Origin of the sequence: Paenibacillus wynnii (assembly GCF_000757885.1) — a bacterium.
GTDB lineage: Bacteria > Bacillota > Bacilli > Paenibacillales > Paenibacillaceae > Paenibacillus_AQ > Paenibacillus_AQ wynnii.
In genome coordinates this window covers 2107690-2120623 of record NZ_JQCR01000002.1, presented here as the reverse complement: position 1 = coordinate 2120623, position 12934 = coordinate 2107690, and the positions used below count along the sequence as shown (strand labels likewise).

At 35.8% G+C, this 12934-nt stretch carries 14 protein-coding genes and 2 pseudogenes; 7 read left to right on the top strand and 9 right to left on the bottom strand.

The window, feature by feature from the left end:
• The first annotated feature begins 72 nt into the window (after positions 1 to 72).
• Positions 73 to 1143, top strand: a complete 1071-nt coding sequence (locus PWYN_RS12140; protein ID WP_036651950.1) for a hypothetical protein — start codon at positions 73 to 75, stop codon at positions 1141 to 1143.
• Positions 1144 to 1571: 428 nt separating this feature from the next.
• On the opposite strand, the gene PWYN_RS12135 is transcribed toward PWYN_RS12140, so the two are convergent.
• Positions 1572 to 3329 carry an AIPR family protein gene (locus PWYN_RS12135; RefSeq protein WP_052087905.1) on the bottom strand — a complete coding sequence of 586 codons (1758 nt, stop codon included), beginning with the start codon at positions 3327 to 3329 and terminating at the stop codon, positions 1572 to 1574.
• An 819-nt stretch (positions 3330 to 4148) separates the two neighbouring features.
• Here PWYN_RS12135 and PWYN_RS12130 point away from each other — a divergent pair.
• Together PWYN_RS12130 and PWYN_RS12125 are read left to right on the top strand one after the other, a co-directional pair.
• On the top strand, positions 4149 to 5153 hold the full coding sequence (locus PWYN_RS12130) for an amidase domain-containing protein (RefSeq protein WP_036651944.1): 1005 nt from the start codon (positions 4149 to 4151) through the stop codon (positions 5151 to 5153).
• A 218-nt stretch (positions 5154 to 5371) separates the two neighbouring features.
• Positions 5372 to 5749, top strand: coding sequence for a hypothetical protein (locus PWYN_RS12125; protein ID WP_036651941.1), 378 nt, complete (start codon positions 5372 to 5374; stop codon positions 5747 to 5749).
• Between the two features lie 220 nt (positions 5750 to 5969).
• Here PWYN_RS12125 and PWYN_RS12120 read toward each other — a convergent pair whose 3' ends face one another.
• From PWYN_RS12120 to PWYN_RS12105, 4 genes are all read right to left on the bottom strand, one after another.
• Positions 5970 to 7253: a hypothetical protein gene (locus PWYN_RS12120; protein WP_157261147.1), complete on the bottom strand. Its 1284-nt coding sequence runs from the start codon at positions 7251 to 7253 to the stop codon at positions 5970 to 5972.
• A 287-nt stretch (positions 7254 to 7540) separates the two neighbouring features.
• A complete protein-coding gene (locus PWYN_RS12115) occupies positions 7541 to 8167 on the bottom strand; it encodes a hypothetical protein (protein WP_036651940.1) in 627 nt (208 codons plus the stop codon).
• Positions 8168 to 8218: 51 nt separating this feature from the next.
• On the bottom strand, positions 8219 to 8476 hold the full coding sequence (locus tag PWYN_RS12110; protein ID WP_036651938.1) for a topoisomerase DNA-binding C4 zinc finger domain-containing protein: 258 nt from the start codon (positions 8474 to 8476) through the stop codon (positions 8219 to 8221).
• Positions 8477 to 8493: 17 nt separating this feature from the next.
• Positions 8494 to 8934, bottom strand: coding sequence for a HEAT repeat domain-containing protein (locus PWYN_RS12105; RefSeq protein ID WP_036651935.1), 441 nt, complete (start codon positions 8932 to 8934; stop codon positions 8494 to 8496).
• A 124-nt stretch (positions 8935 to 9058) separates the two neighbouring features.
• Here PWYN_RS12105 and PWYN_RS12100 point away from each other — a divergent pair, with 124 nt between their 5' ends.
• The 3 genes and pseudogenes from PWYN_RS12100 to PWYN_RS30005 form a co-directional block, all read left to right on the top strand.
• On the top strand, positions 9059 to 9337 hold the full coding sequence (locus tag PWYN_RS12100) for a recombinase family protein (protein ID WP_036651934.1): 279 nt from the start codon (positions 9059 to 9061) through the stop codon (positions 9335 to 9337).
• A 97-nt stretch (positions 9338 to 9434) separates the two neighbouring features.
• Positions 9435 to 9785, top strand: coding sequence for a recombinase family protein (locus PWYN_RS12095; RefSeq protein WP_036651932.1), 351 nt, complete (start codon positions 9435 to 9437; stop codon positions 9783 to 9785).
• Positions 9734 to 10303: pseudogene (locus tag PWYN_RS30005) on the top strand (recombinase family protein); the annotation flags it as partial. The gene PWYN_RS12095 and the pseudogene PWYN_RS30005, both read left to right, overlap by 52 nt.
• A gap of 496 nt (positions 10304 to 10799) precedes the next feature.
• Here PWYN_RS30005 and PWYN_RS30000 read toward each other — a convergent pair.
• Positions 10800 to 10880, bottom strand: a pseudogene (locus PWYN_RS30000) (23S rRNA (pseudouridine(1915)-N(3))-methyltransferase RlmH); the annotation flags it as partial.
• Between the two features lie 195 nt (positions 10881 to 11075).
• Positions 11076 to 11282: a hypothetical protein gene (locus PWYN_RS12085; RefSeq protein ID WP_036651926.1), complete on the bottom strand. Its 207-nt coding sequence runs from the start codon at positions 11280 to 11282 to the stop codon at positions 11076 to 11078.
• 181 nt (positions 11283 to 11463) lie between these two features.
• On the opposite strand from PWYN_RS12085, the gene PWYN_RS12080 reads away from it, so the two are divergent.
• Positions 11464 to 11679: a helix-turn-helix domain-containing protein gene (locus PWYN_RS12080; protein ID WP_036651922.1), complete on the top strand. Its 216-nt coding sequence runs from the start codon at positions 11464 to 11466 to the stop codon at positions 11677 to 11679.
• A 279-nt stretch (positions 11680 to 11958) separates the two neighbouring features.
• On the opposite strand, the gene PWYN_RS12075 is transcribed toward PWYN_RS12080, so the two are convergent.
• Together PWYN_RS12075 and PWYN_RS12070 are read right to left on the bottom strand one after the other, a co-directional pair.
• Positions 11959 to 12231, bottom strand: coding sequence for a holin (locus PWYN_RS12075; protein ID WP_036651920.1), 273 nt, complete (start codon positions 12229 to 12231; stop codon positions 11959 to 11961).
• Between the two features lies 1 nt (position 12232).
• Positions 12233 to 12934: a M15 family metallopeptidase gene (locus PWYN_RS12070; protein WP_052087904.1), complete on the bottom strand. Its 702-nt coding sequence runs from the start codon at positions 12932 to 12934 to the stop codon at positions 12233 to 12235.

The window sequence follows — 12934 nt, the reverse complement described above, 5'->3', positions numbered from 1 at the left end:
CTTATAGCCATAGGCATAGGCATAGGCATAGGCATAATTGATTATAGAACCAGATATTAAGGAGAGAGTGCTTTGAAAAAAAAATCAAGGACTTTAATGTGTTTGATGTTGATAGCAATACTACTGATTTCATGCTCGTCTAAGGACGCTGGTTCGGAAACAACAAGCACAGCCAATTCTACTCCTACGGCTAGTTCAGAGGTGAAATCAATAGTACCTGCAGCGGATTACATTACGATGACTTATTCAGAATATGCAACTACAGATGAAAATGGAGCCATAAAAACACAAATACTAAGCTACGATACAGCTACAAAGCAAATGAAAACGGTCTTTCAATTCGATTATACAGCTCAATATCCATTGGGCTATTATGATAAGCCTAATCAATTAGTGTACTATACCCAAAGGGTAGGAACAGACGAGGATTATGGAGACCAAATCTTTGTCAGAGATTTATCGAATGAAGAAAGCACTCAATTAACAGATAACTTATTTGCAGTCAACTATATTATTCCCTCAGGAGATCAATTATTTTTTGTGGCTAATGTAAAAGGAGAGCAATCTATACGATTAGGCGCTATTGATCTCAATACCAATGGGATGACACTCTGGGGTGATGATGACATGCTCGTAGAAGCGATTACATTAGATCATAAAAACAAAAAAATTTATGCTTCTGGTTATTCGTTGAAGGAAAGGAATTATAGTCTGGCCCATCAAGATGGACCCGTGGGACAGAACAATTTCAAAATGCCTACGTATACCATATACGAAACGGATTACGATTTGAAGGAGAAAACAAAGCTCTTTAGTAAAAATTACTGGATTCGTATGCTGATGAATAAAGAGGGGCATGTTATTGCATTTGGTGACAAGGAATATAATAAGGGGCAAGTGCCCTCTATGGTTGTTGACTATGATACTGTCAGCAAGACCTCCAGTGTGAGTAATTGGGGAACTACAAGATTACAAAGAGGAGAGGCCAATTACTCGAACGATGGTAGCAAGATTTATGCGCTAGCTATCGTTAAAAATAAACGTGGGTTATTCGAATATGATGTGAAGAGCAAGAAATTCACTGCTCTATTTACACCCACAGCTGGGTTCATTAATAATATCCAGGTAGTAAAAGGACACTGATAAGCATTGAATTGGAATTCAACCCGCAGGTGCAACAGCATTTTTTGAACTGGCCCCTTCTACAAAACTGGTGGAGGGGGCTTTTGCTGTGAATCAGCAAAAGTTTCCTTCCAGATACATTATCATTTTATAGCACAAATAAGCTCGCAGAAGCCCGTTTACGCATCATTCCGACTGCAGTGTCACTACCCTGCTCCTATCTTCGATATGCTGTAAATACAGGCTCCTGCGAGTTTTTGTTAAAAAAACTTGCCCCTACTTATGATACGGTTCACCGTAACATCTATAGGGCGAAATTTAAAGTGGCTTACTTTTTCACTATTTCGTGTATTAGGTTACCTAACTCACTATTTGGTTTTACTTACGGCATTTAACTATTCACATAATAATCTTATGATACATCTGTAAGAACTTGTATAACCGAGTTCTTAAATTGAAAGCACTAAAGAATGATTTTGTATTATAAATGTTTTCAATTTATCTGTAGTTTCTTTTCTCTCAAATAGTTTACGATCTTCAAATTCTAAACCCTCTTCTTCTATCATTGTCTTTATTGCTTCTATTGATTTAATTATTAATGTATTGGTTGTATCTTCATCCCTTAATTTTCTTAATATACTCAATGACAATTTTTGAATTTCACTTGAGTTTAATTTAGGACTAAACTTATTATCTTCAACTATGATATATTTAATAGTCATCAAAATATGCCATTTCATTCTAGTAAATTCTTTGTATTCCTTATTTTTTCTGAAAAAAGCCTCTACTCTATAAAACAATATTGAACTAACAAAATATGGTTCTAACTTATCATTTTCTTTAAATATTTCATCTTTGACTTTTCTAGCAACTGTTCCGTAATGACCGGATACCCCGTGTGGATTATCTAAAAACATTGAAGTAACTGTTTTAATTTGTTTGGGAATATTAATGATTTTAGTTTGTGTTATATCCTTATTTCTATATTGATTAGATCGTCTTTCATAATATAGTTGTAGATCTTTATAAACAGCATGTTGAGATTTATAAAACTCCTCTAGCATTTTGTGGAAATTATTTAAAGCGTCTAATTGCTCTGGTTTTAGACCTGTTTGACTATTTGTAGATTTAACTATTTCATTTTTCGTATTTTCATCCACTGTTGCAATAATTTTCAAAGGAATAGAAATATTTTTTTGCTCTAAATAATTATAAGTCTCAAAAATTACGTTACTAGTTTGACATCCATTAACAATTTGGTAGTTATGTAATGTAAACTTCTCTCCTACAGGTTTAATTTCATCGGCAACAATCGTTATACCATTATTTAAAATACCAAATAATTGTGCATTTGAACTTTTAAGACAATCATGCATATTTTTATTAACATCATTATTATCTATTCCTAAATAATCTCTAATATTATCATCAAACACATTTTTTACTCCATTAGTTTCACTATCTAATAGCAAATTCATATATTCTTGTATTTCTACTAATCCAAAATAAGCCGATTTAATTTTGGAGCCTTCGTACGGAAAAGTTACATTTTTAGGAAATTTAAAAGTTGCCTCTAAATCAGAATCTATTTTACGATATAACTTTTGAATCTCTCTTACACCAAGCGGTATAAATTTTACATCATCTGATAAAAATCCACTTTCCAACAACGCATTTTTACCATCGTTTATTGTTTCATTTATATCAGAGCTTATTTGTGTAGTTGGTGAAGTAGTAGCATAATACATAATGCATTTAGGATTTTCTTTTCTAAATAAATTTGAATTAGCATATATTATATTTCTTAATTCCCAAAATTTTGATATTTCAGGAATTGTACATTCTTCATTACAAACAAACTGCTTAACATGCCTGAAAAAATAAGATACTTGGGAATCATTAAACTTTTCAGAGGTTTTAGATTGCACAAATATAAATTCAACAGACAGAATTTGTTTCTCTTGTACTAGAATCTTTATATCTTCCTCATTTAAAACTATTTTATTGTTAACTATTATAGCAATACCATCAATTGCTTTAGCAGTTCCAGTATCTAATTCTTGAAAATTCCTTTCTGAATCTACTACGTGATTATTTAAAACACAATAATTAACAAAGTCTTCAAATATTAAATCCTCATCTTTTTCTTCTATTTCATATTTTTCTTTAAAATCTCTTAGAAATCCCTTTATAATTGGATTTTTCATAATTTCTCCCTCCATTTGTAAATTTATTACTTAGATATTATTACATTACAAAAAATAATTGGTGTCTTGGACAATCATTATAAGGTCTGACTCCTTTATCGAACAACAACATTGTATAATGACTTCTTACAAAATAGTAGGTAAATCTAAGTTAATTAATTCATCTTTAAGATTACATAATCTATTTCTTTATTAAATTCGAGAAAATTGAATATTAAATATATAGGCGAACCCACTCATATTGTACTTTTCTCAAAATAAAGAAAGTTGTTGTTAATTTCTACAAATTCCACTCTACTTATGATACGGTACACCACACTATTTGTACCTGACCCGTAACTCTAGGCTACAGCTAGAGTTACAAGATAAAGCGGCTGAACCAGTCTCCTACGAACTTGTGCGCTCCTTGACGGTAAGATTCGAAAAATTACATCTAGAGTCACCCTTTCTACAGCGAAAGACGTTACTGCATCTGATCGTCAAGAAGATCACCCTAGATGACAAGAGAAGGGTCAAGGATGTGGAACTCAGCTTCAATTCGGAGACCGAAATACATTTTTAAGCGTAGCCCCTTCTGCCGAGAAAATGGCGGAAGGGGCTTTCCTTCTATCTAGGAAAGTCCCTCAATTAAAACAAACTCTTCAGTTTTCGCTTGGAAGTGAAGGTCCATAGCACTTTATTCTCCTTAAATAGGCGGAATATTTTGCTTGAATATTTTTACTAAACTTTTAAAATATAGGCATTTAACACCATTCCAATATTATACTTTATTGTATATTATTAATATTGTCGTTATTACACTAACAAAGGAGAGTTATCATGAAAAGAGTCATAGGTTTATCAGTAGTGTCGTTAGCTTTGCTGGCAGGTAGCCAAACTATATATGCAGAGAGTGGATCAGTTAGTAAGGATACCTATCAGCAGGATTCGAACCTTCAAAGTAGCACATTTCAATATGATTTAAAGCAGAATAGCTTTAAATTAAGTGAAGCCAACTATATTAAGGCAGAAACTATATTTAAAAATAAAATTTATAACTCAGGATTAGACTATGAACCAGGGTCAAGCGAATACTCAAATTATTTAAACAACTATCTATGGGATATAGATGGACAGCTTACAAAAGATAGAAATTTCACCCAACTTGTTAAATATGTTTTAGATTACAATAAAAAACACTTAGCTACTGAGGGACAGTTAATAAACCCGACTCTTCCACAAAATAACATAGGATTGGATAGCCTTATTACTCCTTTAGCGATATCCTATAATCGACAACAGGCCGTCAACTACGCGTATGCTTGGGCATCTGCTGGAAGCGCAAAAAGAAATTCCACCTATAGTAATAGATGGTCAAATGACTGTACAAATTTCATATCGCAAGCTTGGTATGCAGGTGGGCATTACGAACGCAAGGCAAACTATGTAGATAATGGATATGATGGTATGGTATATAATAATAATTCCTTTTGGTACAGTGAACGATCTACTTTTTATCCAAGTTTATGGTCTGAGTCCTCTTCTTGGGTAAATGTGGATGACTTCTATACTTATTGGTCTAATCAAGGATTGACAGGGTCATATTACACAAATGCACAAAAATCTTCAGTTATAGCTAAGGCACAACCTGGCGATATTATTCAATTATCGTATAGTAGTGGAGATAAATACGATAGAACTCATTCTATGATTGTTACTAAAAAAACAAGTAGCGATATCTATTTAACATATCACTCAGGCCCAAATAATTTAGATATTGTGGACAAGCCTATTTCAAGTTCTGATTTTAATGGAAGAGATTTTTGGCTTATTTCTTTTGAATAATATAATATAAAGGGGTGCATAAATTGCACCTCTTTTATAATTAAGGAGGGATTCCAATCAAACGAGTAATTATTGCTTTACTTTCAATTATAGTAATATTCGGTGTTATAGATTCTTTAAACAATGGTTTTATAACTTTCAAATTTCTAAAGCCAGTTGTTAAAGAGACTAGCCTGATCATTGAGTCCGCTTCAGCTGATGAACAAGCATTTATCGATTTGAAAACAAAAGTTGAAACGCAAATTCCAGATGGTTTTGTATTATTACAAAACCCTACAAATTTAGGAAATAGTTCAGAGTATATCTTCGCTACCATTACCACAACTTTAAAAAATATAAATTATAAAACTGTAACCAATTTAACCCTTGATATTTTACCTTTATCCAAAATTAATGATCAGATCATCCTTTATTCAAGAGATGTTCAATATGTTGAGATTTCTCCTTTTTCTAATTCAACTACTGCTATTACAATCATCATTAAAACCAAAAGCACTAATAAAAATGAAATTATCAATATTTTAAAAAATTTTAAACTTCAATTAAGTTGGGGAAAAGAATATAAGAAGGTTTTTAAATTTCAGACTATATTATGAAGTTTTTCATGTTGAAAACTTCGCCCTACTTATGATACGGTTCACCGTATTGTGTCTCAGTATAACATTTTGGAGAAAATTGAAGTTCGCTTTGTTGTTTAAATTAAAAGCTATAAGAGTAGGCAAAGTCCAAGCCTACTCTTATAGCTTTTATTAACTATTTAATCTAATTGCTTATTTAAGTGATTCCAGAAGACATTCAGATTCGAATGCTATCTTATTAATATACACGCCAAGTATAGCTTACCCATCTCGAATCTGCTTTAGTTCTTCCTATAGGATTACCTTTGTCATCCTCATTTATCAAAATAAATGTATGCTGTTTTTCGTTTATTCTACCGTATTCATCCACTTGTAACCGAACATCAATTGTTGTATTGGCAAGAGCTACATCAACAATTGAAACAAATTCAAAGGACTTAAGTAACTTATCTGCATAATATTCTCTGATTCGTGCGGGTGCTTCTTTTGCCACAAATGTTTTAGAGGGGAGTATTTTAGTCATTCCACCGTAGTTTTTTCGGGACCAACATAATAAAAACTCTTTCAACACATGCTCTGGCGAATCTGAAGTAAATGATTCGGCATTAGTGGACTTCTGCTCACGCGGCTTCCACTCCTCTATTTCTTTCTTAGTTTGCTCATTCTCTTGAATTTTTGTTAATAAATCTCGAAAAGTTTCTTTAGGCTTTTCAGTGGGGCTATTTGCCTCTCCACGTTCTACCTTAGTCGCCCATTCACCAACAGCGAAAAGTGTTGCCCATGTTTTTGCTGCAACAATTCTATTGTCGTATCCCAAATCGGTTCCATGCAAAATGCCATTTCTATATGGAAGACTAATCTTTTCTGTTGTCGTTTTGTAGCGCCCTTTTCGGAGGATTTTTACAAGTCTTCCAAGTCCTTGGGTGTGTGCAGCGATAGAATCCCAAGCCTCTAATTCAGTTGATTCAGCAGATAGACCTTTATGATCTTCATGGAGATCATTTACCAAGCCGTCTGTAAGTGCCAGTACAACAGGAACGCAAGCATGATACCGTTCTTCCTCGTAATCAAGCAAAGCTTTATTCGTTAAATCCATTCTTGGTCTGAACGCCTTTAGAGGTCCCAGTACCCTCAACTGCCGCCGAATAGTTTCCACATTGTAGTAATTAATTAGTTCTTGTTCCGCTCCATTAATATCACCGGACTCAGCTTTCTGTACAGCTGTCTTAGCAACTGTAAAGTCCATCATTTTGTACATAATCCAACCATGTTCAGCGAGGAGATCGTTAAACCGGTCTGGCATACCTATTAACTCATTTGTTTGTTCTGCCAAACCTTCTAACTGCCCTAGAGCGTCCTGGATTTTACTTACATCTACCCCTGCCACTTTTAGAAGTGGGGCTAAAATAGGCATAGCTCGTTTAAAGTTCTTCATATCATTCGTTGTTTTAGATAACTCTTTCATGCTTGCAATATCACGAAGACGTTTATTATTTGTCTTTTTTGGCTTTTGTTTTTTCATTGCCTTCCTTCACCTCTTTTATTTATCACAAATTAAGAAGACCTATTTCTACCCATGTTTTTAATACTATAACTAGTAGCGTAATAAACGTATATGAAAATACAACATAGTATGATTAGTCCAATGTACCAGTAGCTCCATAGCGCCAATAGAAGAGGAACAATAGTAAATAAGCAAAAAAAACCCAGTTTTTGGTAGTGTGGATAAACTTTTTCTTAAGTAAAGCTTCTGAAAGGATTAAATCAAATACCAGAAGAAAAAACATCTAATTCTAATTAATTGTACAATTAGTCCTTTACATAGCATTTGCCCCCATAGATACTTAGCCCACAAATATGAGATGAGTAGAATTCCTCATGCCCACAAATTTTACAAGTGAATACAATATACTCTGAAATGGTGTATGTTCGCTCTCCCTTTAAGCTAACGAGATTCATATTATTCTTCTCTAGTTTTGCTGAGCATTTTTGGCATCGTATATCACGTAATTTTTCTTCAAGATTCTTGTAAATTTTATCACTTACTTCATAAAATGAATTTGAAATACTGTGACGAGATTCACTTCGCCACTCATCTTTCTCTCTCAATATGTCATTAACTTCTTCACGTGTAGTCTTACCAAATATTTTCTCTGCATAGGTCATAATGATTTCAAAAGTGTTCCCTAATATTTCAGCAGCACATACAAAGATAGTGAAAAGCGTTACTGCATCTAGTTTTACTCCGGAATCATTCTTTATAAATACGTACAGGAGGATTGAATAACCCAAAAGCTTTATTATAGTAGCAGTATTTTTCCATGTCCTAAAAAAACCAAGCCATTTACCAGTGATTATTCCAAAAGCAGAAATAACGAAAATGGCCATCAGTATGCTATTGTCCGTAAATAATTTTATAAAATCCTGTAGGTTCAATTTATAGACCCCTGTTCATTTTGTTTGTATCTTTGTAATTAAATGTGCTAACTATTGGTCTTCAAACCATTCGTTGCAACGTTCACAAAGTCCCATTGGACCTATAACACGATTCGCTCCGCAACGATTACATTCTCCCCAACCACCTGTTGATACATCAAAATATACTTGCTTTCCTTTGGCTTCGTTTAATTGCCTAGTTCCTCTACACTCAGGATATCTGGAACAGCCATAAAAATCAGGCGACCCTTCTCTAAATACCATAGGCGCATTACATTTTGGACATTTTAAATACTCTTGATCAGCCATTGTTTCTCCCCCCTATGTTAATTTTTCTTAGGAGCTGAATTTAAAACATTGTTTATCCACTCTTCAAATTTTTCGCCCTTTTCATATTGGTATACGTCATAGGCCTCTGGAAGTAGTTGCTTAAATTTTTCCTTAAATTCCTCAATCGTGAACTCTGCTTTAAAACTATCACGAACACGTAGAACCTTTTTATTGATGTCTTTGATTATATGCCCCTTTTTCTTTTTCCCTAAAAACACTTTTTCCCCGAAAGCTTGCAGTTTCCTAAAAGCTTCTTCTCGAACATCATATACTAGATCGTTTACACTTAATCTCCAAAGCACATCCTTTGATTGCTGACAGCGCCATTTTCCCAATTCATTTACAGCTTGCACTCTATTTCTCCAGCTTGTTTTATCACCAGCTTGCTTCACTAACTCCTTAATATTAGCAGGTGTCTCATCTACAAAGTTACTCATCGACTTATATCCCCCTCTATGATTTAACAGATTGTCCAAATAGCAATTTTATGTTAAAAAAATATTCTGCTAAGTACAATCTCCATATGGTTTATATGGAAACCACTTGCAGGAGGTTACTTCTATGAAACACATGATTAAAAACGTTGTTGGCTATGTACGTATCAGTTCTGATTCTCAAAAAGATAATACTTCAGTAGCAGAACAAAAGAAACGAATACAGGCATATTGTACCAGTCAGGGCTGGAAATCAGAAGAAATTTTTGTCTATGAAGCAAAGTCTGGCTCTAAGATTGACGAAAGAATTGAGTATGCAAGAATGCTTAATTTTGCTTGTGATCAAAGCAATGAAATCAACGCAATCGTTGTATTTAAGTCAGATCGCATTCATAGACAGGTTTAGTCTTGAAGCTCAAGAAGTCACACTAATTCAGCATTGTGAAAATCTAGGTTACATTGTTTTTGGGAAATATATAGATAACGGTAAAAGTGGCACGGACATGAATCGCCCAGCATTGCAGGAACTTTTAAAAGATTGCTCACAAAAGAAGTTTGATATAGTTCTTGTTTGGAAATTATCAAGGCTTTCTCGTAAGCTTAAAGATACACTGCAATTAATTGAGGATTTCGAGAAGCACGATGTAAGTTTTCTTAGCTATAGCGAACAATTTTATAATTCAAAGAACAATTCAACCAATAAGCTCATGCTTAGTATGGTTGGTGGATTTGCAGAATTTAAAAGAAGTACAATTGTTGAAAATGTGAAATTAGGTATGAACCAGCGTGCTAAGCTAGGTAAGTGGGAGGAAGAATCTTTGGCTACGATATCAGTAACAAAGAACTTATTGTAAATACCGATGAAGCAAACATTATAAGAATAATTTTCAATATGTATGTTAGTGGCAAGGGTTGTATCTATATCAGGGACAAACTAAAGGAATTAAATTTAAAAACAAAAAACGGCAAACCTCTTACACATATTGCAATACTTACGATACTTGAAAATCCAACTTATAAAGGGTTCATTCGTCATGGAAGAACAACTGGCGAAAATAAAAAGCGAAAACCACAAGATGAAATTATTTTGGTAATTGGTATCCATGATTCAATCGTAGATGAAGAAATATTTGATAAAGCTCAACAAATCACTTTGCAAAATCAAAGAAAATCCCCTAGAATGCCTTCAAATCCTCATCTACTGTCCGGCATTCTAAAATGTCCTTTATGCGGTGGCAGAATGAACTTTCAACCTGCAGGTAACCGTAATTTAAGAAATCACGGTGGTTATTACACATGCTTTAACTACAAAAATATACGTACATGTAGTTCAAAGCTATATAGAGCAAAACATATTGAAAGAGATGTGTTGCAACGCATTAAATCCATCATTACAAACACTCATGTTATTGAGGATATTGTTAGTGAGATTAACTCTGATAACAGCATTGATTCTAAGGTAATTGAGAAACAATTAACGGATGTAGAAAAGCAAATTCAGAAATATAATGAACGCATGACCGTTATAAAAGAGCAATTTCTTAACGGCGATATCACAATTGAAGAACACAGGGAATTCAAAAGTGATCTGAATATAAAAATCACTGATTTGAATGCTCGTCAAGAACAAATAACTTTAGAATATGCTAAAGCTTGCAACACTGCAATTGAACCATCGGATGTTTTATTCGTCCTTGAGAATTTTGACGAACTAATGGACAATGCCGATGTACAGATGAAGAAGTATCTCATTGAATCCTTGATTGAGCGGATAGACATTCAATCTGATAGTTCAATAAAAGAGATTGTCTTTAATTTTGAAGTGCCTAACCCGCTCCACCCTGATAATCAAAAAGATAGTGATATACTCACTTATGATACGGTTCCCCCCGATTTATCTTCACCGCGCGATAAATCTGCTCCACCAGAACCAGGCGCATGATTCGATTAAATTCGTTTTAGAATACACGCACACTTTTCAGACCCTTGTAGATCAAGGGTCTTCCCTTTATGTTCCGAACACTTTATGGTTAATTTTTGGCGTTCAGAAAGGCTTTTGTCCCCAGAATGACCCCAAATAAAAAAGAACCGTACAATTCACTCCGTGACGGTTCTTTTATTGTTTTCCTCAAATGCTCAATTAATCACCTCTTAATCTGTACATTAAGATCATCAACTACTCCACTGGACAGAATATATTCAAATTCTACAATGTTGGTTAGCAGCTCTTTCAACTCAGATTCTAAATCCTGTCCTTCGTACAAACCTCGATCCATTTTCCACACAATAATCATGCAGGCGGATTTTATACCTGCTGCCTGCGATAGATCCCCTAAATCAATAGCTCGCATCTGTCGGCACCTCCGTTGATATCAATTCCGTAATAGGATTATAGCATAGATTTGTTGTATGTCACAGAACGTTTGTTCGCATTAATTTCGAACTAAATTAATCTCATATAATGAATGTTGGTAGCCGTAGAATTATGTGATATAATTCGCTCGAAAAACCTCTAGAAGGAGGATCGATTGGGTGAAGCTCTCCCGTGGGAGATGCCGACTGCGATACCTATTAGCCAAAGCCAAAATGACGCAAGCTGAATTATCCCGTAGAACTGAATATTCACCGCAGCAGATATCAAACTGGGTTAATAACCGAGAGCCGATGTCTTACGACGCTGCTGCCACAGTATCTTACGCGCTAGGCTGCCAAATGGAGGACCTATACGAGCTAATGCTATTGCCCTGAGCCGGTCGGCTCTCTCCGGGAAAGTCTATAGCCATGACTATAGAAAATATACCTTTTATTAGTTACAGTTACCTATAGGATCCACCTCTTTTCTATATATTTATAGAAGGTATGTTCGATTATTGTAATATTGATTCAGGGCAAACGCTGTCGCTATATGTCGAACTAGCTAACGGTAATTATATACAATGTTTAACAGTTAAGACCATATTCATATAAAAGCCCCTGCGGACCATGGAGGCCGACAGGGGCTTACTCAACTCAATTTGATTTAGGTTACTACTCCTTTGTTGATCCCGGCCGATTACTCAGCACCAACTCGAACAGACCGGTTGCAGAGAGTCCGGCCAGCCCGCCGCCCCATAGCCGCAGCGTGAGGTCCAGATCAGAAAACGGGTATGCCCACCAGCCGATCAGCAAGCCGATCAGCAAGCCAATCCACGGCAGCAGGTTCTTCGGCACGTTGGCTGTATTCTTCACCAGCTGCACCAGTGCCAGCACAAATACAGAGATCAGAGTGGCAAACGCCAATACGTTATTTAAGACTTCCATATTATTTAGCCCCCTTGTTGATATCGACTCGCAGTTTATCCTTGTCCCATGCCACCGTAGCGCCTAAAGCCTCTGCTACGGCACGTGTCGGCGTGTAAGTGACCCCAGCATCCAGCACACCGTCACCGACTTTTACTCCATTGACATACACATCAACCTTCACATCTTTGTTCACTTTCTCCGCCTCCTTCAGATATCTATCGATTTTAGCGAGCACAACCGCAATCTGAGTCTCCGTAGGCTTCACACCTGCCCGGAGCTGAGCCGTGTTAAGCCCGAAGCTCATCTGGAAATGCGGATAGTCCTTAAATGTAGTCCAGTCCCCGCCCCACTCAAACCCGAGCGCCTTTGCCTCCTGCACCACCTCCATCCAATCCGTTGTTTTGTCGCTGTCTCCATCCCGAGTCGTATCCCAGGACACGCTGGAGCCATTCGGCAGCAGCAAAGCAAAATCGATAGATAAACCAAAGTTATGATAGCTGTAACCTCCCCGGGCATTGGTGACAATCTTCCCGGGCTTGGTGCGACCCTGCGCATACAGCCCTTCTTGCTCTGCAATGGTTCGCAGCCCCTGTGTAATGAGAATCGGTACCCCGCGGGTATAGCTCCGCTCGATCAGAGCCGTAGCAGCAGCCAGTACAGCGGGATGAAGACCTTTAAGACGGGTAGCTGATTTACTTTTAACCTGATCCAATGTAAGCAT